At 68.8% G+C, this 20,892-nt stretch carries 21 protein-coding genes; 6 read left to right on the top strand and 15 right to left on the bottom strand.

Annotation, left to right across the window (positions count from 1 at the left end):
- Positions 1-4: 4 nt before the first annotated feature.
- Complete coding sequence (gene dapB / locus BKA16_RS13300; protein ID WP_183371096.1) at positions 5-757, bottom strand: 4-hydroxy-tetrahydrodipicolinate reductase; 753 nt, start codon at positions 755-757, stop codon at positions 5-7.
- Between the two features lie 170 nt (positions 758-927).
- Between dapB and BKA16_RS13295 the strand changes: the two genes are divergently transcribed.
- Positions 928-2,976 (top strand): neutral/alkaline non-lysosomal ceramidase N-terminal domain-containing protein, encoded by a 2,049-nt coding sequence (locus BKA16_RS13295; RefSeq protein WP_183371095.1) that lies wholly within the window; start codon positions 928-930, stop codon positions 2,974-2,976.
- Positions 2,977-3,084: 108 nt separating this feature from the next.
- Here BKA16_RS13295 and BKA16_RS13290 read toward each other — a convergent pair whose 3' ends face one another.
- The 5 genes from BKA16_RS13290 to BKA16_RS13270 all read right to left on the bottom strand — a co-directional run bounded on the left by BKA16_RS13290 (position 3,085) and on the right by BKA16_RS13270 (position 9,229).
- A complete protein-coding gene (locus BKA16_RS13290) occupies positions 3,085-3,717 on the bottom strand; it encodes a response regulator (RefSeq protein ID WP_183373059.1) in 633 nt (210 codons plus the stop codon).
- 28 nt (positions 3,718-3,745) lie between these two features.
- Positions 3,746-5,011, bottom strand: a complete 1,266-nt coding sequence (locus BKA16_RS13285) for a sensor histidine kinase (protein WP_183371094.1) — start codon at positions 5,009-5,011, stop codon at positions 3,746-3,748.
- A gap of 182 nt (positions 5,012-5,193) precedes the next feature.
- Complete coding sequence (locus BKA16_RS13280) at positions 5,194-7,491, bottom strand: polyribonucleotide nucleotidyltransferase (protein ID WP_183371093.1); 2,298 nt, start codon at positions 7,489-7,491, stop codon at positions 5,194-5,196.
- Positions 7,492-7,867: 376 nt separating this feature from the next.
- A complete protein-coding gene (gene rpsO, locus BKA16_RS13275; protein ID WP_183371092.1) occupies positions 7,868-8,137 on the bottom strand; it encodes a 30S ribosomal protein S15 in 270 nt (89 codons plus the stop codon).
- Positions 8,138-8,263: 126 nt separating this feature from the next.
- A complete protein-coding gene (locus BKA16_RS13270; protein WP_183371091.1) occupies positions 8,264-9,229 on the bottom strand; it encodes a bifunctional riboflavin kinase/FAD synthetase in 966 nt (321 codons plus the stop codon).
- A gap of 83 nt (positions 9,230-9,312) precedes the next feature.
- Between BKA16_RS13270 and BKA16_RS13265 the strand changes: the two genes are divergently transcribed.
- Both BKA16_RS13265 and BKA16_RS13260 read left to right on the top strand, forming a co-directional pair.
- Positions 9,313-9,996: a metal-dependent transcriptional regulator gene (locus tag BKA16_RS13265; protein ID WP_183371090.1), complete on the top strand. Its 684-nt coding sequence runs from the start codon at positions 9,313-9,315 to the stop codon at positions 9,994-9,996.
- A gap of 120 nt (positions 9,997-10,116) precedes the next feature.
- Complete coding sequence (locus BKA16_RS13260) at positions 10,117-11,556, top strand: carboxylesterase family protein (protein WP_183371089.1); 1,440 nt, start codon at positions 10,117-10,119, stop codon at positions 11,554-11,556.
- An 8-nt stretch (positions 11,557-11,564) separates the two neighbouring features.
- On the opposite strand, the gene BKA16_RS13255 is transcribed toward BKA16_RS13260, so the two are convergent.
- Positions 11,565-12,185, bottom strand: a complete 621-nt coding sequence (locus BKA16_RS13255; RefSeq protein WP_183371088.1) for a LysE family translocator — start codon at positions 12,183-12,185, stop codon at positions 11,565-11,567.
- A gap of 114 nt (positions 12,186-12,299) precedes the next feature.
- On the opposite strand from BKA16_RS13255, the gene BKA16_RS13250 reads away from it, so the two are divergent.
- Positions 12,300-12,752: an Lrp/AsnC family transcriptional regulator gene (locus BKA16_RS13250; RefSeq protein ID WP_183371087.1), complete on the top strand. Its 453-nt coding sequence runs from the start codon at positions 12,300-12,302 to the stop codon at positions 12,750-12,752.
- A gap of 16 nt (positions 12,753-12,768) precedes the next feature.
- Here BKA16_RS13250 and truB read toward each other — a convergent pair whose 3' ends face one another.
- The 3 genes from truB to BKA16_RS13235 are packed head-to-tail and all read right to left on the bottom strand — an operon-like array spanning position 12,769 to position 15,333.
- Positions 12,769-13,668, bottom strand: coding sequence for a tRNA pseudouridine(55) synthase TruB (gene truB, locus BKA16_RS13245; protein WP_183371086.1), 900 nt, complete (start codon positions 13,666-13,668; stop codon positions 12,769-12,771).
- A gap of 1 nt (position 13,669) precedes the next feature.
- Positions 13,670-14,341, bottom strand: a complete 672-nt coding sequence (locus tag BKA16_RS13240) for a 4'-phosphopantetheinyl transferase family protein (protein ID WP_183371085.1) — start codon at positions 14,339-14,341, stop codon at positions 13,670-13,672.
- A 26-nt stretch (positions 14,342-14,367) separates the two neighbouring features.
- Positions 14,368-15,333: a metallophosphoesterase family protein gene (locus BKA16_RS13235; RefSeq protein ID WP_183371084.1), complete on the bottom strand. Its 966-nt coding sequence runs from the start codon at positions 15,331-15,333 to the stop codon at positions 14,368-14,370.
- Between the two features lie 58 nt (positions 15,334-15,391).
- On the opposite strand from BKA16_RS13235, the gene BKA16_RS13230 reads away from it, so the two are divergent.
- Positions 15,392-15,787, top strand: a complete 396-nt coding sequence (locus BKA16_RS13230; RefSeq protein ID WP_183371083.1) for an NUDIX hydrolase — start codon at positions 15,392-15,394, stop codon at positions 15,785-15,787.
- A 181-nt stretch (positions 15,788-15,968) separates the two neighbouring features.
- Here BKA16_RS13230 and BKA16_RS13225 read toward each other — a convergent pair whose 3' ends face one another.
- Complete coding sequence (locus tag BKA16_RS13225) at positions 15,969-16,328, bottom strand: DoxX family protein (RefSeq protein WP_183371082.1); 360 nt, start codon at positions 16,326-16,328, stop codon at positions 15,969-15,971.
- A complete protein-coding gene (locus BKA16_RS13220) occupies positions 16,329-16,922 on the bottom strand; it encodes a TetR family transcriptional regulator (protein WP_183371081.1) in 594 nt (197 codons plus the stop codon).
- 58 nt (positions 16,923-16,980) lie between these two features.
- Here BKA16_RS13220 and BKA16_RS13215 point away from each other — a divergent pair, with 58 nt between their 5' ends.
- The gene (locus tag BKA16_RS13215; protein ID WP_183371080.1) at positions 16,981-18,165 is read left to right on the top strand and encodes an NAD(P)/FAD-dependent oxidoreductase; all 1,185 of its coding nucleotides are present in this window, start codon (positions 16,981-16,983) and stop codon (positions 18,163-18,165) included.
- A gap of 13 nt (positions 18,166-18,178) precedes the next feature.
- On the opposite strand, the gene BKA16_RS13210 is transcribed toward BKA16_RS13215, so the two are convergent.
- Genes BKA16_RS13210 through rbfA form a run of 3 tightly spaced genes read right to left on the bottom strand, consistent with a single transcriptional unit; the run spans position 18,179 to position 20,867 of the window.
- Entirely contained in the window at positions 18,179-19,453 is a 1,275-nt protein-coding gene (locus BKA16_RS13210; RefSeq protein WP_183371079.1) for an MATE family efflux transporter, read from the bottom strand.
- Entirely contained in the window at positions 19,453-20,409 is a 957-nt protein-coding gene (locus tag BKA16_RS13205; RefSeq protein WP_183371078.1) for a DHH family phosphoesterase, read from the bottom strand. The genes BKA16_RS13210 and BKA16_RS13205 overlap by 1 nt, the downstream gene beginning before the upstream one ends.
- Positions 20,406-20,867, bottom strand: coding sequence for a 30S ribosome-binding factor RbfA (gene rbfA, locus BKA16_RS13200; RefSeq protein WP_183371077.1), 462 nt, complete (start codon positions 20,865-20,867; stop codon positions 20,406-20,408). Before rbfA ends, BKA16_RS13205 begins: the two co-directional genes overlap by 4 nt.
- Positions 20,868-20,892 lie beyond the last annotated feature (25 nt).

Raw genomic sequence — 20,892 nt, 5'->3', positions numbered from 1 at the left:
GCGCCTAGAGGTCCATCAGGTGTTCGAGCCCGACGGTCAGGCCAGGTCGCGAACCGATCTCGCGAACGCCCAGCAGCACGCCCGGGACGAACGAGTTCCGGTCCATCGAGTCGTGCCGGATGGTGAGCGTCTCCCCCTGCGTGCCGAACAGGACCTCCTGGTGAGCGACCAGACCGGCCAACCGGACCGAGTGCACGCGCACGCCGTCGACATCGGCGCCGCGAGCGCCTTCGAGTCCGGTGGAGGTCGCATCGGGCGACGCCCCCACGCCCGCTTCGGCGCGTGCGGCGGCGATCAACTGCGCGGTGCGGCCCGCGGTGCCCGACGGAGCATCGGCCTTGTGCGGATGGTGCAGTTCCACGACCTCCACCGAGTCGAAGAATCGCGCGGCCAGCTGCGCGAAACGCATCGACAGCACGGCGCCGATCGCGAAGTTCGGTGCGATCAGCACTCCACTCCTCGGATCATCGCCCAACCACCCGCGGACGGTGTCGAGTCGTTCCTCGGTGAAGCCCGTGGTACCGACGACGGCGTGAATCCCGTTGTCGATCAAGAACTTCAGATTGTCCATCACCACATCGGGGTGGGTGAAGTCGACGACGACCCGTGTCCCCGAGTCGACGAACGCCTGCAGCGAATCGCCCTTGTCGACGCCGACGGTGAACTCGACGCCGTCGCCGGCCTCGACTCCCTCGACGATCGCCTTGCCGACCTTGCCGTTACTGCCCAACACACCCGTGCGGATGACGTCGCCCATGTCTTCGTCACGCCTTTCCTCGCTGATTGGGTTCTAGTCTAGAAGGCGGTCGCGAATGACGCGGGACACGCTCTGGTCGGGCGACACTCCCACAGTATTGATCGATCGATCCAGTGAGGCTAGGGTCACGGTGCAACCGAGATAGAACATGTTTCACGATGAGGAGCCCGATGTCGGACGTCACCCGCCGTTCCTTTCTGCACACGAGCGCTGTCGGCGCCGCCGCCGTCGCCGCGACCGCCGGACTCGGCGCAGCGGCCGCCGACCATCCCGGGCGGGCGGCCGCCGCGGGCGGATACCTCGTCGGCGCGGGCAAGGGCGATATGACCGGAGCCGTGGCGAACCAGGGCATGATGGGCTACTCCGACCTCAGCCAGGTCGCCGACGGTCTCCTGCAACGGACCTGGGCGCGCGCGTACATCATCGCCGACGCCGCGACCGGTAAGCGTGTCCTGTTCATCACCGCCGACATCGCATGCGTGTTCACCTCGCATCACAACACGCTGCTCGCCGAGCTCCGCAAGCGTTACGGCTACACCTACGACGTGCACAACGTCAACGTGAACGCGACGCACAACCACAACTCGTGCGGTGGCACGTCGTGGGACTACGCGTACGTCCTCGCCGCGAAGGGCCACCGGCACAACTCGCTGCGCGCCGAGGTCGACGGTCTGCTCGACGCCGTCCAACAGGCACACGACTCGCTGGCCCCGGGCACCGTGGAACTCGGCCACACCGAACTCCACGACGCCAGCGCCAACCGGTCGTACCAGGCGTTCGTGCTCAACCCGGAGTCGGATCGCAGACACTTCCCGCAGCACATCGATCCGCAGGTCACCGCGATCCGGCTCCGTCGGGGAGGAGCGACGATCGGCGAGATCACCTGGTTCGCCACCCACGGCACGTCGCTGACCGACGCGAACACGCTGATCAGTTCGGACAACAAGGGGTACGCCGCGTATCTCGCCGAACAGCGCGACCCGAACGTCGTCAGCGCCCACGCCCAGACCAACGCGGGCGACATGACACCTAATCTGTGGGTGCGCAAGATGCACCCGGGTGGTCCGACGTCGAATCACCGGAGCAATCGGATCATCATCGGACGGCGCCAGGATCAGGCCGGTCAACGGGCCCTCGCCTCCGCCCGACCGATGACCGTCGGCGGCGTGGACGCCGCCACGCGCTACGTCGACATGGCGAACGTCGAGATCAGCGGTCACTACACGCCGCACGGGAAGTCGGCCCGCACCTCCCCCGCCATGATGGGTGCGGCGGCCGCCGCGACCAGCCAGGAGGAGAACACCCGGAGCCAGCTCGGTTTCCTCAACGAGGGCGTGCGCAACGAGTTCGCGATGGCGCTCGGTGCGGGCGCCACACCGACGCCGCCGCAGTGGATCGCCGACACGCAGGCGCCGAAGGCGATCCTCTTCCCGCTCGGCATCATGCCGCCGCGCTCGTGGATCGAGCAGCGCCTGCCGCTGCAGCTGATGCGGATCGGTGACCTCGTCCTGGCCGCACTGCCGACCGAGTCGACGATCGTCGCGGGACTGCGCGTGCGACGACTCGTCGCCGACGCGATGAAGGTTCCGCTGGAGAATGTTCTGCTGCAGGGCTACTCGAACGGCTACAGCCAGTACGTCACGACCCCCGAGGAGTACGTGTCGCAACAGTACGAGGGCGGCGAGACGCTGTTCGGCCGGTGGACGCTGTGCGCGTACATGCAGGAGATCGACGCGATGGCGCGCGCGATGAAGCGTGGGGCCACGCGACCCGCCGGAGCCCGCCCCGCGGACCGCTCCGATCTGCAGCCCGACCTTCTCGGACCGCAGCCGGCGGACACCCCGATGCCCGGGAAGAGGTTCGGCCAGGTCGTGTCGACGGTGCCGTCGACGGCGAAGCAGGGCTCGACGGTGTCGGTGAGCTTCTGCGCCGCCTACCCCTCGAACCGAGTCCGCCGCGGTGGCGAGATGTACTGCTCGGTGGAGCGGTTCACCGGATCGCGCTGGGAGACCGTCTACGACGACGACCACGAGTGCACCGAGATGAGGTGGGTGCGTCCGGGCGGCAGTCCGTCCGCGTCGAAGGTCACCGTCACCTGGCGCGTTCCGCGGAACGCGGCCGCGGGCGACTATCGGATCCGCTACTTCGGCGACGTCAAGGCACCGTCCGGGAAGCTCCGCGAGATCAGCGGGGCGACGGGACGCATCAAGGTCGGTTGAGCGACGGGACGCATCGAGTCGGCGGAGCGAAGGGACGGGACTGCGCGGGAGCGACGGCATGGCTGAGCGCGACGACCTGATCAGAGGCCGTGTCCCGGTCGGACGCGCTCACGCGTGCGACAGGTACACGAGGATGGCTCGGACGCGCCGGTTCTCGGTCTCCGGCGGCAGGTCGAGTTTGGCGAAGATGTTGGCGACGTGTTTGGCGACGGCGGCGGACGAGATCACCAGCGCGGCGGCGATCTCCGAATTGCTGGCGCCTCGGGCCATCGCCGCGAGCACCTCCGTCTCTCGCGGTGTGAGCCGCTCGAGGGCATGACCGGTGAACATCGTCGTGATCACCTCGGGATCGACGACCACGCCACCGGCCACGACGGTGTCCACGGCACGCAGGAAGTCGGCCACCCGGCCCACGCGCTCCTTCAACAGATACCCGACGGCGCCGCCGCGGCCCGAGTCGAGAAGCCGACGGGCGTAGGCGGCGGCCACGTACTGGGACAGCACCAGAATCGGCAGGTCGGGTCGCCGCTGCCGCAGGTCCAGTGCGGCGCGCAGGCCGTCGTCGCCGTGGCCCGGCGGCATGCGGACATCGGTGACGACCAGGTCGACGGCGGCCGAATCGAGTCCGCGAAGAGCGTCGGCGTCGTCGAAGGTCTCGACCACGCGGTGCCCGGCACGCTCGAGGATTCGGATCAGTCCCTCGGCGAGCAGAACGGAGTCCTCGGCCAGTGCGATGCGCATTCCCACGTATCGAGTCTCCCCGACCCCGCTACCGGTCGGTACGGCCGGTCCAGCGCAGGACCGTCGGGCCGCCCCGCGGACTGTCGACGGTCAACTCGGCGCCGAGTGCATGCGCGCGCTCGACGAGGCCCGCCAGTCCGGTCCCCCGAGCGAGGTCGGCGCCGCCGACACCGTCGTCCGTGACGACCATCGTCACCACGTCCACGACCTCCGACAGCTCGATCGTCACGGTCGACGCCGCCCCGTGTCTGGTCGCATTCGTCACGGCCTCGCTCGCCGTGTAGTACAGGGCGCGCTCGACGGCGGCGGGGAGACGACGGCCCGGTGTCCATCCGGCGCTCGGCACCACTCGGACGGCGATCGGCCCGCCGAGTTCGGCGCATGCGGCTTCGACCCCGACGTCGTCGAGCACCCGCGGGTACACGCCGCGTACCGTGTCGCGCAGGCTCGCCAACGCGCGCTCGACGCGGACCTGCGCGGCTTCGACCTCTGTGCGAAGTTCGTGGTCGTCGCTGGATTGGGCGAGCTCGCCCAGCTGCATCGCCGCCCCGACCAGCTCCTGCTGCGGTCCGTCGTGGAGATCACGTTCGATGCGTCGCCGCTCGGCCTCGAACGACCCGACGAGCACTCCGCGCGAGGAATCGAGCGCCTGGACCTTCGCCGCCAGTTCCTCTTCGCGAGGCCCGAGAAGCCATGATGCGATCGACGCGACGATCGCCGACGCGACCCCGCACAGGTACAGGGCGACGACGATCAGCGGAATCGCCATGGGCACGAACCACCACGACTCCGCGACCGAGTCGACGGTCCACGTCCAGAAGTTGATCTGTTCGTCGTTCGCCGCGATGAGCGGGGCGAACGCGAACACGCCGATGAACGCACCGAGGATCATGAAGCCGAGTGCCGCGAGCGGACCGAAGATCCCGAGTACGAGCGAGTAGACCACTTCGCGCCATGTGGAAGGTTCGCCGAGGCGGACGCCGATTCGCACCGACAGGCTCTCGTCGACCGGTCTGTGCGGATCAGCGATCGCCGGCACGCGCAGGAGCCGCACACGTGCGCGATCGATCCTTCCGAGAAGGCTCGACCACGCGGGCGCCAACGGCAGCAGAACGATGACCACGTAGGCGACGAACACGAGGCAGCCGAGAAGCAGCGTCACCGCCGTGTACAGGAGGGCGCGCCAGGGATCCGACGACGTCAGGTATCGCAGTGGCGACCGGCCCATCGGCTCCCACGGTGACGAGTACCCGCAGTCGGTCTCCACGGCCGCCGTCGTCTGTTCTGATGTCATGTGTCGAACAGTAGTGACCCGGCGAGACGAACTCACTGGCCCGACGTCTAGTGATGTCGGTAGTGCCGGCACCACCCCGGGACGAATCCGGCCCGCGATGCTCGTCGAGCATCGCGGGCCGGGGTCTGGAACTCCGCTCGAGGTGCGGAACATCTCGAACCGCGGAGTGTCAGAGCGTCAGATCAGGCGTCGGCCTTCTCCTCGGCCGTGTCGGCGGCGGACTCCTCGCCGACCAGGACGAGGCTGATCTTGCCGCGCTCGTCGATGTCGGCGATCTCGACCTGGATCTTGTCGCCGACCTTCATCACGTCTTCCACCTTGCCGATGCGCTTGCCGTTGCCCATCTTCGAGATGTGCAGCAGACCGTCGCGGCCCGGCAGCAGCGAGATGAACGCACCGAAGGCGGGCGTCTTGACGACGGTGCCCAGGAAGCGCTCGCCGACCTTGGGCAGCTGCGGGTTGGCGATGGCGTTGACCTTGTCGATCGCGGCCTGAGCGGACGGGCCGTCGGCGGCGCCGATGAACACGGTGCCGTCGTCCTCGATCGAGATGTTGGCGCCGGTGTCCTCGGTGATGCCGTTGATCGTCTTGCCCTTGGGGCCGATCAGCTCGCCGATCTTGTCCATCGGGATCTTGATGGTGGTGATGCGCGGTGCGAACGGGCTCATCTCGTCCGGCTCGTCGATGGCCTCGGCGAGGACGTCGAGGATCGTGAGGCGGGCCTGCTTGGCCTGGCTCAGCGCGCCGGCGAGGACCTTCGAGGGGATGCCGTCGAGCTTGGTGTCCAGCTGCAGGGCGGTCACGAAGTCCTTGGTGCCCGCGACCTTGAAGTCCATGTCGCCGAACGCGTCCTCGGCGCCGAGGATGTCGGTGAGGGCGACGTAACGGGTCTCGGTCTTGCCGTCGATGGTGACCTCGTCGGAGACCAGACCCATCGCGATGCCCGCGACCGGGGCCTTCAGCGGGACGCCGGCGGCCAGCAGCGACATGGTCGACGCGCAGACCGAGCCCATCGAGGTGGAGCCGTTGGAGCCGAGCGCCTCGGACACCTGGCGGATCGCGTACGGGAACTCCTCGACGCTCGGCAGGACCGGCACGAGGGCGCGCTCGGCGAGGGCGCCGTGGCCGATCTCGCGACGCTTCGGCGAGCCGACGCGACCGGTCTCACCGGTCGAGTACGGCGGGAAGTTGTAGTGGTGCATGTAGCGCTTGCTGGTCTCGGGGCCCAGCGAGTCGATCTGCTGCGCCATCTTGACCATGTCGAGGGTGGTGACGCCCATGATCTGGGTCTCGCCGCGCTCGAACAGCGCACTGCCGTGGGCACGCGGGATGAGGCCGATCTCCGCCGAGAGCGCGCGGATGTCGGTGATGCCTCGACCGTCGATGCGGAAGTGGTCGGTCAGGATGCGCTTGCGGACCAGCGTCTTGGTCAGCGACCGGTACGCCGCGCCGATCTGGCCTTCGCGACCCTCGAACTTGTCACCGAGCTCGGCCAGGACGTCGGCCTTGAGGGCGTCGGTCGCGTTGTCGCGGTCCTGCTTGCCCGCGATCGCCAGCGCCTCGCCGAGACGATCGGCGGCGAATGCGGCGACGGCTTCGTAGACGTCGTCGGCGTACGCCGGGAACAGCGGGAACTCGCCGGTCTCCTTGGCTGCCGCGGCCGCCAGCTGCTTCTGCGCCTCACACAGCTGCGCGATGAACGGTTTGGCGGCCTCCAGCCCCTCGGCGACGATGGCCTCGTTGGGCTCCTGCGCGCCGCCGGCGATGCGTTCGAGGACGTTCTCGGTCGCCTCGGCCTCGACCATCATGATCGCGACGTCGGCGTCGGCGCCCTCCCCGGAGACGATGCGGCCGGCGACGACCATGTCGAAGACGGCGCCTTCGAGCTGCTCGACGGTCGGGAAGGCGACCCACTGGCCCGCCTTGTTCTCGGCGCGGCCGTCGCCTTCACCGGCGAGGGTCGGGATGAGGGCGACGCGGACGCCGCCGACGGGACCGGAGAACGGCAGTCCGGCGATCTGGGTGGACGCGGACGCCGCGTTGATCGCGACGACGTCGTACAGGTCCTTGGGGTCGAGCGACAGGACGGTCTCGACCACCTGGATCTCGTTGCGGAGTCCGTCGACGAACGACGGGCGCAGCGGACGGTCGATGAGACGGCAGGTCAGGATGGCGTCGGTCGACGGGCGGCCCTCGCGGCGGAAGAACGATCCCGGGATACGGCCCGCGGCGTACATGCGCTCTTCGACGTCGACGGTGAGCGGGAAGAAGTCGAAGTGCTCCTTCGGGTTCTTCGACGCGGTGGTCGTCGAGAGGATCATGGTCCCCTCGTCGAGGTACGCGACGACCGAGCCCGCGGCCTGCAGGGCCAGTCGGCCGGTCTCGAAGCGGATGGTCCGCTTGCCGAACTCGCCGTTGTCGATGACGGCGGAGACCTCGGTGATCGACTCGTCGAAGTCGTCGGTGATGACATCAGTCATGAAGTGCAGATTCCCTCTGTAGTTCGGTCGCGAACCTACGCGACCGGGATATGCGATTACCGACCCGACGCAACCGTGTGCGCATCGGATCGTGTGGATGAAGACGTTCGGGACGGCCGTACGTCGTGAACAGCGCACCGTGCGCTGGAGTAGACGGCCTTCGATCGAAGCGGCCGGAAGCTGAATGTTCCGGCAGCCACTACCGAGGACCGATCTGACGATTCACGATCTCGGGCGGGTGTCTCCGCAGGGTGTTCATCGCACGGAGTCGATCCTAACATTTTCCCTGGCAGAAACACTTCGAGGTCGCGACCCGTGCGGGTCGCGACCTCGAAGAGAACGGAGTCCGTCTGCCGGAGCAGAGTCCGAGCGTACGTCAGCGACGCAGGCCCAGGCGCTCGATCAGCGAGCGGTAACGGTTGATGTCGACGCTGGCCAAGTACTTGAGCAGGCGACGACGACGACCCACGAGCAGCAGCAGACCGCGACGGCTGTGGTGGTCGTGCTTGTGGTGCTTGAGGTGCTCGGTGAGGTCGGTGATCCGCTTGGTCAGCAGTGCGACCTGCGCCTCCGGCGAACCGGTGTCGGTCTCGTGCACGCCGTACTCGGTGAGGACGGCCTTCTTCTCGTCGGCTGTGAGAGCCATGAGAGTCTCCTAGATTTCCAGTTCCGTGCTCGGACCCGCCCCACCCGGGGCGAGGGTGCGCCGCCACGGACCGCAGCTGACACCAGCGGTGAACCTTACCAGCCGATCACCGAGAACGAAGAATCGTCAGCTCTCGTCGACCGACAGGATGGTCCGGGTGCGCTCGACGTCGTCGGCGATGGCCGCGATCAGCGCGTCGACGCCGTCGTACGACTCCATCCCGCGCAGTCGGCTGACGAAGTCGACGGCCACGTGCTGTCCGTACAGGTCGGCGTCGAGGTCGAGGACGTACGCCTCGACGGTGCGGTTCCGGCCGGAGAACGTGGGGTTGGTGCCGACCGACACCGACGCCGGATAACGCTGTCCGACGCGGAACCCGTCGCCCTCCTTGTCGCCGAGCACCGTGAACCAGGCGGCGTACACGCCGTCGCCGGGGATCGCGGCGTGCTCGGGCGGGGCGATGTTGGCCGTCGGATAGCCGAGGTCGCGACCGCGCTTCTCGCCGTGCACGACCGCGCCCTCCACCCGATGCGGGCGGCCCAGCGCCTCGGCGGCCAACTCGACGTCGCCCGCCGCGATGCACGAGCGGATGTAGGTGGACGAATAGGTGACGGCGTGCTCGCCGAACAGCGACACCGCGGTCACCTCGAAGCCGAACCGCTGCCCAAGCTCGCGCAGTTTCGGCACGTCGCCGAGCGCTTTGTGACCGAAGGTGAAGTTGTCGCCGACCACCACCTCGGCGGCGTGCAGTTCTTCGACGAGGACCTCGTGCACGAACTCCTCGGGCGACTGCGCGGCCAACGTCGGATTGAACGGGAGCACGCAGAACACGTCGACCCCCATCTCCTCGGCGAGGTCGGCGCGACGGCGCAGCGTCGACAGCTGCGGCGGGTGGGTGCCCGGGCGGACCACCTCGGACGGGTGCGGGTCGAACGTCATCAGCACCGAGGGCACACCGCGCTCGGCGGCCGCTCTCGTCGCCGCCGTCACCAGTTGGGCGTGCCCGCGGTGAATACCGTCGAACACCCCGATGGTCACCACACAGCGACCCCATCCGGCAGGTACCTCGTCCAAACCTCGCCAACGCAACACGGGTACTACAGTACGACGCCACCGACGCCGCGGCACGGCCGCGGTGAACACCTCGGCGGGGGCCGGTGGGTAATGTCATGCGTATGCCCGACTCCCGACCCGTCGACGAACTCTCGTCCGTGACGCAGGACTACCTGAAAGTGATCTGGACGTCGCAGGAGTGGTCGGACGTGAAGGTCACGACCAAACTGCTCGCCGAGAAACTCGGCGTCTCCCCGTCCACCGCCTCCGAAGGCATCCGCAAACTCGCCGATCAGGGGCTGGTCGACCACGCCCCCTACGGCGCGGTGACCCTGACCGACGACGGCCGACAGGCGGCGATCAGCATGGTGCGCCGCCACCGGCTCCTCGAGACCTTCCTGGTCCGCGAGCTCGGCTACGGGTGGGACCAGGTCCACGAGGACGCCGAGGTCCTCGAGCACGCCGTCTCCGAACGGCTGCTTCGTCACATCGACGCCAAACTCGGCCACCCCAAGCGCGATCCGCACGGCGACCCGATCCCCGACGTCGACGGCCGTGTGCCCGACGCCGCCGCCCTGCAACTGGCCGATCTCGACATCGACGAGGCGGGGGTGATCAACCGGATCTCCGACTCCGACCCGGAGATGCTCCGTTACTTCGAGGAGATCGGCATCGCCCTGGACTGTCGGGTGCGCATGGCGGAGAAGCGTCCGTTCGCGGGCACCGTCACCATCTGCGTCGACGACGGCGCGCCGATCCACCTCGGCGACATCGCCGCCCGCGCGATCTTCCTCGACCGGGTGTGAGGGCCGAACGCTCACCCGTCGGCCGCTTCACGACGACAGAACCGGTCCCGGCGACGAGACGCTCTGTCTCCGACGACGATCGTCGTTGTCGTCGAGAGCCATTCATCTAGAGTCGATCGTGTGACCAACGCCTCTCGTGAACTCCCCGTCGTCGCCACCGTCTCCGGCCCGGTCCGCGGACGCACCGTCGAGACGAGCACCGGTAAGACCGTCGCCGCCTTCCTCGGAATCCCGTACGCCGCACCGCCTGTCGGCCCGTTGGCCGTCGCCGCACCACAGCCGCCCGAGCCGTGGACACAGGTCCGCGACGCGGGCGAGTACGGTCCGGCCGCCCCGCAGGTCGGGTATCCGGAGCCGACGGCGTCGATCCTGGAGAACGTGGTCGCACCCGGCGACGACTATCTGAACGTCAACGTCTGGACACCCGATCCGACCGCCGAAGCACTGCCGGTCCTGGTGTGGATCCACGGCGGCGCGTTCACGCGCGGAGCCAACCGGATCGGCATCTACGCCGGCGACACGTTCGCCCGCGACGGTCTGGTGTTCGTCGGCGTCAACTATCGGCTCGGTGCGCCCGGATTCGCCTCACTCGACGGAGCCCCGGAGAATCGGGGTCTGCTCGATCAGATCGCCGCTCTGGAATGGGTCCGCGACAACGTCTCGGCGTTCGGCGGCGATCCGTCGCAGGTGACCGTGATGGGCGAGTCGGCGGGTGCGATGAGCGTCCTCTCGCTGCTGTCCTCGCCCCGCGCTGCCGGACTGTTTCAACGGGCGATCTGCGAGAGCGGAAACGGCGTGGCCGTCGCGAGCGTCGACGACGCCCGAAGGGTCACCGAGCGCACCAGTGAGGTCCTCGGCGTCGCCCCGACCGCGCAGGCCTGGTCGGATGTGCCGACCGAGACGCTGCTGGGCGCGCAGACCGACGTCGCGCTCGAACTCGCACTCACACCCGACCCGGCGGTCTGGGGTGAGACGGTGATCCACGCCGGACTCGGCGTGATGAGCTTCCTGCCGGTGATCGACGGCGACGTTCTGCCCGCGGCGCCCGTCGACTCGATCGCGGCGGGCGCCGGATCCGGGGTCGCGTTGCTCGCGGGATGGAACGCCGACGAGTTCCACTTCTTCCTCGCTCCCACCGGGCTGGTCGCCGCCGTCGACGCGCCGACCGCGAAGGCCGTCCTCGCACGATCCGGTGCGACGACCGACCGGTTCGACGCACTCGTGGCCGGTGGGGAGACGGCGGGCGACGCACTGGCCGCGGAGCTGACCCGCAACGGATTCTCCGATCCGACGCGGGCCGTCGCCGACGCCCGACCGGACGATCGGACCCACCTCTACGAGTTCGGACGGCACAGTCCCGTGATGGGCATCCGGGCGGGGCACGCCGTCGAGATCCCGTACGTCTTCGACCACGTCGACGACGCTCACGCACTGGTCGGTCCCGACCCGGATCGCGCGTTGGCCGCCCGCATGCACGCCGCCTGGACGTCGTTCGCCATGACCGGCGATCCCGGCTGGGACCGGTACCGGACAGGCGACGCGCCACACCTGTTCACGTAGGCGGGAAGTCACCGCGACAGGATCTGCTCGGCGATCAGGACGACGGCGACGGCCATCATGATCGCCCCGGAGGCCCGACCCACCGCTCGCGCGAGGCGCGGCCGTCCGGTCAGCAGCCGACCGGCTCCGCGCGCGACCGTGAAGTAGACGACCGCCGTCGTCGCGACGTGCACACCGCCGAGCAGCAGTATCTGCACGCCCACCGGCCACGACGATGTCGGCGAGGTGAACTGCGGCAGCAGAGCGACGAACAACAGGAGCACCTTCGGGTTCAGCGCGCTGACGCCGAAACCGCGCCCGGCCTGGGCGAGCCACGACCGCTGTGCGTCGTCGGCGGTCGCGTCGCCCGGGATCGGCGGGTCGCGCAGGGTGCTCCATCCGAGCCAACCGACGTACGCCGCCCCCGCGACGGTCAGTCCGACCATCGCGTTCGGCGAGCCCGCCACCACCGCCGCGACCCCGGTCGCCACGATCGCCGTCGCGGCGAGGTGGCCGCCGAGCATCCCGCCGACCGACGGAACGGTGTGTCCGCGCATACCCGCCGCTATCGCGTACGCCCAGTCGGCGCCCGGTGTCATCACGAACATCGCCGACACCGCCCAGAACGACACGATCAACCCTGTCTGCATCGTCTCCACCACCTTTCACCTGCGATGACACTGGTGACAAGCCTAAGAGAAAACCGGCGGTGATACTTCCCTACTTTCCTACGATTGGGCGACTATCGGGGTAAATTATCGTCCATGGACGCGATCGATAAGAAGATTCTTTCTCTCCTCCAGGACGACGGACGAATCTCCGTCACCGAACTCGCCGATCGAGTGGGACTCAGCATCTCCCCGTGCCACCGCAGACTCAAAGCGCTCGAGACCGGCGGAGCCATTCGCGGGTACCGCGCCCAGCTCGACGCCGCACAGCTCGGACTGGCCTTCGAGGCCCTCGTCTTCGTGACGATGCAGTCCGCGACGCGCGACGCCCTCGTCGCGTTCGAGGACGCCGTGACCGCCGTGCCGAACATCGTCGCGGCACAGCGGCTGTTCGGCGTACCCGACTACCTGCTCCGCGCCGTCGCACAGGACCAGTCCGATTACCAGACCCTCTACGACGAGCATCTGGCCGCGCTCCCCGGTGTTCAGAAGCTGACATCGACTCTGGTCATGAAATCGGTCGTCGACGGGCGTGCCCTGCCGCTGTAGCAACGGCCGGGCGACCTCAGCGCAGGTTCGCCGGCCGCACCACCATCACCGAACTCGCGCGACGGCCCTTCTCCTGAACAAGCGCGATGGCCTGACCGGAGGGATCGACCACCGTGTAGATCCCCTTGCGGCCGACGGTCTCGAGCCAGCGCCCCTGGCTGATCGATTCGGCCTCGTCGTCGGAGATCTCACGCAACGGGAAGCACAGCTTGGCCGCGTCGTCGATGCCCATCGACAGACCGGGTTCGGCGACGACCTCGTCGACGGTGCGCGCATGTTCGAGGGTGAACGGTCCGACCGCGGTGCGGCGCAGCGCCGTCAGATGCCCGCCGACCCCCAGCGCGCTGCCGAGATCACGTGCGAGAGAACGGATGTACGTCCCCGATGAGCAGTCGACCTCCACGTCGAGGTCGACGAACCCGGCGGTTCGCCGAGTGTCGACGACATCGAAGCGAGAGACCGTGACCGGTCGTGCCTTGAGCTCGAAATCCTCACCGGCGCGCGCCAGGGCGTGCGCCCGCTTGCCGTCGACCTTGATCGCGCTGATCCGTGCGGGCAGCTGCGAGATGTCACCGGTGAGATCGGCGATTCCGGCGGCGATCTGCTCATCGGTCACCTCGCTCGCGTCGACGGTCTCGATCGTCTCGCCCTCGGCGTCGTCGGTGTCGGTGGACGCCCCGAGCCGGATCGTCGCCGCGTACGACTTGGTGGTCAACGACAGCAGGCCGAGGAGCTTGGTCGCGCGTTCGACGCCGAGCACCAGGACGCCGGTGGCCATCGGGTCCAGGGTGCCTGCGTGCCCCACGCGGCGGGTGCCGAACGCCTTACGGGTGGTGGACACCATGTCGTGGCTGGTGACGCCAGCGGCCTTGTCGAGGACGAGGAGTCCGGCGTTCTCGATGGACAGGTCCGCCATGTCAGGTCAGCGCGATCGTGGTCAGAATCAGGCCGTCGGCGACGGACCAGCGGCCCGGCAGCGTCAGCAGCGGTGCTCCCCCGTCGATCGTCGCGCCGTCGATCAGAATGGTCGAGGTGAACGTGCCGGTGACGGCGTCGCCGTCGGTCCGCGCATCCCGAGTGAAGGTGATGTGTGCGTCCTCGAAGCCCAGCCACCGCTGGGTGATCGGGAACCACGCCTTGTAGGTGGCCTCCTTCGCGCAGAACAGGAGGCGGTCCCAGTGGATCGAGTCGTCGCGCGTGGCCAGGACGTCGCGTTCGGCCGGCACCGACGTGTGGTCGAGGACACCGTCGGGAAGCGCCAGATGCGGTTCGGCGTCGATGCCGAGGGACCGCACCTGCATCGAGTACGCGACGACGGCGCCGCGGTACCCGTCGCAGTGGGTCATGCTGCCGACCACCTGGCTGGGCCACAACGGCATGCCGCGTTCGCCGCGCAGAATGGGGGTCGGTTCGAAGCCCAACTGCCCCAACGCCTGTCGGGCACAGTGTCGGGCGGTGATGAACTCCCGGCGCCGCTTCTCGACGGCCTGCGAGATCAGGGGCTCCTCGGCGGGCATCGGCGCCAGACCGGGCGGGTCGTCGAACGCCTCGGCGGTGCCGACGCCGGTCGGGACGAGTCGCGAGATCATGGTGTCAATGGTGCCATGCGCAGCGATTACGACCGCCCGCGGGACGCCTGCCGCGCGTGACGCTCCTCGACCTTGCGCTGAAACTCCGCGGCACGCTCCTCGTAGTCGGGCGGAACGTCGAATCGGAGCCCCTGGTTGGGTACGTCGACCGGTCGCGTGCCGGGATCGGGCACGATCTGTCGCAGCAGCGGTTCCGGCAGCCCGCGTCGTTTCCACTCCCGGGGGTAGCCGACGGAGACCTCTTCGAAACGGACGTCGTCGTACCAGGTGGTGCGCGGGATGTGGAGGTGTCCGTAGACGCTGCACATCGCGTGGAAGCGAGTGTGCCAGTCGGCGGTCAGTTCGCTGCCGCACCACAGTGCGAATTCGGGGTACATCAGGACGTCGCACGGCTCGCGGCGCAGCGGCCAGTGATTGATCAGGACGGTCTTCTCGGTCGGATCGAGCGCTTCCAACCGACGACGGGTCTGTTCGATCCGGTCCCGACCCCACGCGTCGCGGGTGCCGAACGGCTCCGGAGACAGCAGGAACTCGTCGGTCGCGACCACGTTCCGCTCGCGGGCGACGGCCAACGCCTGCAGCGCCGTCGTGGTGCCCTCGGGCCGGAACGTGTAGTCGTACAGCAGGAACATCGGAACCACGCGGATCGGATCGGAGCCGTCGTCGGGGTCGAACAGCGGATAGATGTCCTCCGGAGTCACCACGCCGAGCTCCCGGCACGCCTGCACCAGGTAGTCGTAGCGGGCGACGCCGAAGATCTGCAGCGGGTCCTTGGCGGTCGTGTACAGCTCATGATTGCCCGGTACCCAGACGACCGTGTGGAACCGCGCCGCCAGGCGGCGCAGGGTGTCGACGATGTCGTCGGTGCGTTCGGCGACGTCGCCGGCCACGATGAGCCAGTCGCCCTCGGCGGTCGGCCGGATCCTCTCCAGCATGTCCTCGTTGCCGCGGTGCGCGACGTGCAGATCGCTGATCGCCCAGAGTGTCGCCATGGCGACCATGCTGCCACGACGTGGAGACCGCCCCGTCGACGGGCGCTACGGTGTACCGATGACACGAGTTCTCGCGGCCGGCGCGGCGATCGTCGACGACGACGGCCGCGTGCTGCTCGTCCAACGCGGACACGATCCGGAGAAGGGACACTGGTCGGTGCCCGGAGGGCATGTCGAAGACGGCGAGAGCTTCGCCGAGGCGGCCCGGCGCGAGGTGTGGGAGGAGACCGGCCTGCACGTCGACATCGGCGACGAACTGTGGACCGTCGAGGTGCCCTACGGCGAGTACGGCCTGTTCGAGATCCATGATTTCGCAGCGGTCGTCGTCGGCGGGACCCTGCGGGCCGGTGACGACGCCGACGACGTGCGCTGGGTCGACGACGCCGAGCTCGACGCGCTGCCGCTGACCAAGGGATTGGCGACCTGTCTGCGTCGCGCGGGCGTGATGGGGTGACGACTGTGGCGAGCGGTCCGGCGACCGCCGCCCGCGCTCGTCGTATGGGATCTCGCCGAACCGTGGTCGATCGCGGGGGTGGTCGCGCCGTTCCTGCTCGTCGGCCTCGTCGTGTTGATCTGGGCGATCCAGTTCGCCGCGAACGGCGTGATCTGGGCCGAGGAGGCACTCCGCGAGCGCGTCACCACACGAACGACCACCCCAGCACGGCCAGCGACAGCACCAGCATCCCCAGACAGTTGATCCAGAAAGTCGAGCCGACGAACGTCGCTCGGATGTGCGCGATGCTCGCGGCGACGAAGTACGCGACCACGCCCGCCGTCGCCGAGACACCGACACCGGGCTGCCAGATCCCGACGATCAGCCCCGCCGTCGCCAGCAGTTTGATGTAGACGAGCACCCAACCCCAGTCGAGCGGGAACCGGACTCCCGCATAGCAGTCTCGGATGAACCGCGGCGGACGGATCGACATGAGCGCATCGCCGCCGACGATCACCGCGAGGACGATCACCGGCCACACCGGATCGGGTGTCGAGAACATCTACGTCTCCTTCGAGGTGGTACGGAACAGGACTGCCGCGACGGCTTCGAGGTCGGCGCGGATCGACGCCGCGTCGCCGCCGGTCGCCGCGGAGGTCATCACGAGTCCGAGGTAGGCCAGGTAGACGGCGCGGCCGGCCGGTCCGGCGTCGTCTCCGAATCCCGCATCGGCGAACACCTCGGCGAAGTCGGCCTGCAGGGCCTGTGCGAGCGCACCGAACACCTCCGACGACCGCCCGCCGCGGGCGAGCACCGCTCCGTAGTCGCGCGCCAAGGCGATGTCGGCGTCGAAGATGTCCAGGAACGGTTGAACGACCTCTCCGATACGGGTCACCGGGTCTCCCGCGGGCGCGACCGGTCCCCGACCGGCGTGCACGGCGCCGATCCAGCCGTCGAAGGCGGCGACGAGCAGCGCGTCCTTGTCGCCCACCCCCATCACCGTCCCGACACTGACTCCGGCGTCGGCCGCGATCTGCCGGACGGTGGTCGCGGAGAAGCCGTGCGCGGCGAATCGTCTCTGAGCGCAGTCGACGACGCGCTCACGCGTCTGCTCGCGCTGCCTCTCGCGATTCGACTGAACACGTTCATTGAACACGTTCACTAGCGTAGCGCACGGGGTTTCGAGAGACCAGAGATCGGCGTAGCGTCGAGGCATGAGCGACGCACAGGTGATCATCGGCGGTGGATTGGCGGGCGCGAAAGCTGCGGAGGCGCTCCGCGACCAGGGATTCGACGGACCGGTGATCCTGATCGCCGATGAGGAGCATCTCCCCTATGAACGACCGCCCCTGTCGAAGGGCTATCTGGCGGGCGACGACGATCGAGCGAGCCTGTTCACCCACGACGCGAACTGGTATGCCGACCACGACGTCGACGTACGGACCGGCGTGCGGGCAGAACGCATCGATCCGCGGGCCCATCGGGTGGACCTCTCCGACGGAACCTCCGTCGACTACGCCAAGCTCCTGCTCGCGACCGGCTCGTCGTCGCGACGGCTGGACGGCGCCGACGGTGCGCTCTATCTGCGGTCCCTGGACGACTCCGACAGGATCCGCGAGGTGATCGGTGAGGACAGGACGCTGGTGATCGTCGGCGGCGGCTGGATCGGCCTCGAAGTGGCGGCCACCGCGCGACAGGCGGGTACACGAGTGACCGTCGTCGAACCGCAGTCGCAGCCGTTGGAACGGATCCTCGGTACGACGGTCGCCGAAGTGTTCGCGGGCGTGCACCGGGACAACGGCGTCGACCTTCGACTCGGCGTCGGTGTGAAGGAGGTCGGGCCGGGCGCGGTCACGACCGACGACGGCGATCTGATCTCGGCCGACGCGGTGCTGGTCGGCATCGGAGCGACACCGAACGTCGACCTCGCTCGCGCGGCCGGACTCGCCGTGTCGAACGGCGTCGACGTCGACGGCGGGCTGCGCACGTCCGATCCGGATGTGTTCGCGGTCGGCGACATCGCGAACCACGACCATCCGTCACTCGGCCGGCTCCGCGTCGAACACTGGGCCAACGCGCAGAATCAGCCGGCGGTAGCGGTGACCAACATGCTGGGCGGCTCCGCCGTGTACGACCGCGTTCCGTACTTCTTCACCGACCAGTACGACCTCGGCATGGAGTACCGCGGCCTGGCCTCGAGCGAGAACGACGTCGTGATCCGCGGCGACCTCGCGACCCGCGAGTTCCTCGCGTTCTGGCTGTCCGACGGCGCCGTCGTGGCCGGGATGAACGTGAACATCTGGGACGCCGGCGACGACATCGCCGCACTCATCGCGTCGGGGCGACGCGTCGACGCCGCCGCGCTCGCCGACTCGAGTGTGTCGCTCGACCAGGTGTGAGTCCACCTCGCCGTCAGTGCACCCAGGCGCCCGAACGCACGCGCCACACCACGGCGCCCAGCCTGGTCAGCATGAACAAGAGGAGCCCCGTCCAGATCCCGGCCAGGCCCCAGTCGAAGACGAGCGACAGCCAGATCATCGGGAGGAAGGCGCAGAGGGCGCCCGCGAGAGTCGCCGTACGCAGAAACGCGGCGTCGCCGCTGCCGAGGAGGACGCCGTCGAGCGCGAAGACGACGCCCGCGACGGGCAGCATGGCGACGAAGAACCACCACGGCGTGGTGATCGCGTCCAGGACGCCGGCGTCCGAGGTGAACACGCGCGGCAGGATGCCCGCACCGACCGCCAGCACCGCACCGAGGGTCACGGCCACTCCCAGCGACGTACCCGTCACATGCCGGGCGGTGCGCCGCGCGACGTCGAACGTCTTGGCCCCCAACGCCGCACCGACCAGCTGCTGAGCGGCGATCGCGAGTGAGTCCAGGAGAAGCGACATGAACTCCCACAGCTGCAGCACCACCTGGTGTGCGGCGACCTGAGCGACGCCGAAGCGCGCGGCGACCGCGGCCGCCGAGACGAAGCAGATCTGAAAGGACAGACTCCGCACGATCAGGTCGCCGCCCATCGCCAGCTGCGCACGGATCACCGACCGGTCCGGAGCCAGCCCGGCGGGCGCCACCCGGACGAGTCGCGCACCGAACAGCAGACCGGTGATCGACTGTCCGACGAGATTCGCCACCGCGCTGCCCTCGAGGCCCAACCGCGGCAGGCCCAGACCGCCGTGCACCAGGCCGACGCACAGCACGGCTCCGACGGCCAGACCGGCGACGACGTAGAACACCGGCCGCCTCGTGTCCTGCACGCCGCGCATCCAGCCGTTCCCCGCCATCGCAACGAGGATCAACGGGACCCCGAACACCGCGATCCGCAGCCAACGCGCGGCGTCGGCGGCGACGACCTCGTCGGGTACCAGGAGTCCGGTGATCAGCGGTGCGAGCAGCCAGGCGGCCAGCACGATCACCGCGCCGACGCCGAGAGCGATCCAGGTGGCCTGCACGCCTTCGGTGATCGCCCGATCACGGTGGCCCGCACCGAAGGCTCGGGCCGATCGCGCGGTCGTCCCGTACGACAGGAACGTGAGCTGGGTGCTGATCACCGACAACACCAGCGTCGAGACCGCCAACGCCGCCAACTCGTGTGCGCCCAGCCGTCCGACGACGGCGAGGTCGAGCATGAGGTACAGCGGCGGCGCGATCAGCACCACCAGTGCCGATGCCGCCAGACGCAGCATTACAGTTGCGCGAGCAGTCGGCCGATCACATCGTCCGCCGACCCCGTGTCGGAGTACCCGGCCGCGCGCGTATGACCGCCGCCGCCGAGCGCACGCGCGATCGGCACGACGTCGACGGTGGTCTTGCTGCGCAGCGACACCGTCCATTCACCGGGAGTCGACTCCTTGAACACCGCGGCCACCTCGGCCTCCTGCGCGGTACGGACGACGTCGATGACGCTCTCGGACTCGTCCCAGTTCATTCCGGCCATCTGCGCCGCCGTGACCGTTCCGTAGACCAGGCCCAGTCCGCCGCACGCCTCCCGGTCGAAGACCGATCCGCCGAGCACCTCGGAGACCATCTTCAGCCAGGAGTACGGGTGCGAGTCGAGGAGGACGCGGCTCCATCGGACCCCGTCGACCCCGGCGTTCAACAGGCGCGCCGCCACCTCGAACGAGGCGGGCCGCGCCCATTTGAACGATCCCGTGTCGGTCACGAGCCCCGCGTACAGGCAGGTCGCGATGTCCGCGGTCAGCTCGACACCGAGCGCGTCGAGCACCTGCAGAACCAGGACCGCTGTGCAGTCCGACTCCGAATCGATGAAGTCGAGATCGCCGAAACCCGCGTTCGACACGTGGTGATCGATGCACACGCGGGTCGGCGACGCGTCGAAGACGGCTTCATAGTCGCCGAGACGACTGACGGTCGCCGCGTCGACGGCCACCGCCGCCCCGCCCTCCTCAGCCGGGGACAGCGGTGCCAACAGTTCCACCCCGGGAAGCTCGCGCAGCGCACCCGGCAGGGTCTCCGGACCCGAGTACCCGCATCGCACGGCGATGCCGAGCCTTGCCAGGCCCAGCCCCAGACCGAGCGCACTGCCGATCGTGTCCGGATCGGGTCGGACGTGACTGATGATCACGACGGACGTCAGGTCGCGGAGTGCTTCAGCGACCATCGCTGCCGAAGCGCGGTTCACCCGAGCTGATCCTTCGCGTCGTCGGACTCGTCCTCGTGCCGGTACGGATCGCTCTCGCCCGCGGGCCGGGCGTCCTGTGCCGCACGCGCCACGAGCTCGTCCTGAGCTCGCGCACGCGCCAGGAGCTCGTCCATCGCACGCGTCGCGTCCGGCACCGTGTCGAGCTCGAAGCGGAGTGTCGGCGTGAACCGGACACCCGTTCCGGCACCGACCTTGGAGCGCAGCGCCCCGGTCGCGGCGGCCAGACCGGCCGCCGCTTCCGCGACATCGGGTTCGGCGTCGACCGACGCGCCCATCACCGTGTAGAACACGGTCGCATCGTGCAGGTCCCCGGTCACGCGACAATCGGTGATCGTCACGTGCGCAAGACGGGGATCCTTGATCTCCGATCCGATCGCACTCGCCACAATGGTGGTGATCCGTTTCGCGAGCCGTGCGGCTCGTGCATGATCGACCATCAGCCTCGTGCCTTCTCCACCGTCT

Origin of the sequence: Gordonia humi (assembly GCF_014197435.1) — a bacterium.
Lineage (GTDB): Bacteria > Actinomycetota > Actinomycetes > Mycobacteriales > Mycobacteriaceae > Gordonia > Gordonia humi.
The sequence above is the reverse complement of the archived record's forward strand: the minus strand, read 5'-3'. Positions and strand labels throughout refer to the sequence as shown.

What these genes read in the sequence shown, in the direction of transcription:
- dapB (WP_183371096.1), bottom strand. Translation starts at nt 757, where the DNA reads ATGGGCGACGTCATCCGCACGGGTGTGTTGGGCAGTAACGGCAAGGTC.
- BKA16_RS13295 (WP_183371095.1), top strand. Translation starts at nt 928, where the DNA reads ATGTCGGACGTCACCCGCCGTTCCTTTCTGCACACGAGCGCTGTCGGC.
- BKA16_RS13290 (WP_183373059.1), bottom strand. Translation starts at nt 3,717, where the DNA reads ATGCGCATCGCACTGGCCGAGGACTCCGTTCTGCTCGCCGAGGGACTG.
- BKA16_RS13285 (WP_183371094.1), bottom strand. Translation starts at nt 5,011, where the DNA reads ATGACATCAGAACAGACGACGGCGGCCGTGGAGACCGACTGCGGGTAC.
- BKA16_RS13280 (WP_183371093.1), bottom strand. Translation starts at nt 7,491, where the DNA reads ATGACTGATGTCATCACCGACGACTTCGACGAGTCGATCACCGAGGTC.
- rpsO (WP_183371092.1), bottom strand. Translation starts at nt 8,137, where the DNA reads ATGGCTCTCACAGCCGACGAGAAGAAGGCCGTCCTCACCGAGTACGGC.
- BKA16_RS13265 (WP_183371090.1), top strand. Translation starts at nt 9,313, where the DNA reads ATGCCCGACTCCCGACCCGTCGACGAACTCTCGTCCGTGACGCAGGAC.
- BKA16_RS13255 (WP_183371088.1), bottom strand. Translation starts at nt 12,185, where the DNA reads ATGCAGACAGGGTTGATCGTGTCGTTCTGGGCGGTGTCGGCGATGTTC.
- BKA16_RS13250 (WP_183371087.1), top strand. Translation starts at nt 12,300, where the DNA reads ATGGACGCGATCGATAAGAAGATTCTTTCTCTCCTCCAGGACGACGGA.
- truB (WP_183371086.1), bottom strand. Translation starts at nt 13,668, where the DNA reads ATGGCGGACCTGTCCATCGAGAACGCCGGACTCCTCGTCCTCGACAAG.
- BKA16_RS13240 (WP_183371085.1), bottom strand. Translation starts at nt 14,341, where the DNA reads ATGATCTCGCGACTCGTCCCGACCGGCGTCGGCACCGCCGAGGCGTTC.
- BKA16_RS13235 (WP_183371084.1), bottom strand. Translation starts at nt 15,333, where the DNA reads ATGGCGACACTCTGGGCGATCAGCGATCTGCACGTCGCGCACCGCGGC.
- BKA16_RS13230 (WP_183371083.1), top strand. Translation starts at nt 15,392, where the DNA reads ATGACACGAGTTCTCGCGGCCGGCGCGGCGATCGTCGACGACGACGGC.
- BKA16_RS13225 (WP_183371082.1), bottom strand. Translation starts at nt 16,328, where the DNA reads ATGTTCTCGACACCCGATCCGGTGTGGCCGGTGATCGTCCTCGCGGTG.
- BKA16_RS13215 (WP_183371080.1), top strand. Translation starts at nt 16,981, where the DNA reads ATGAGCGACGCACAGGTGATCATCGGCGGTGGATTGGCGGGCGCGAAA.
- BKA16_RS13210 (WP_183371079.1), bottom strand. Translation starts at nt 19,453, where the DNA reads ATGCTGCGTCTGGCGGCATCGGCACTGGTGGTGCTGATCGCGCCGCCG.
- rbfA (WP_183371077.1), bottom strand. Translation starts at nt 20,867, where the DNA reads ATGGTCGATCATGCACGAGCCGCACGGCTCGCGAAACGGATCACCACC.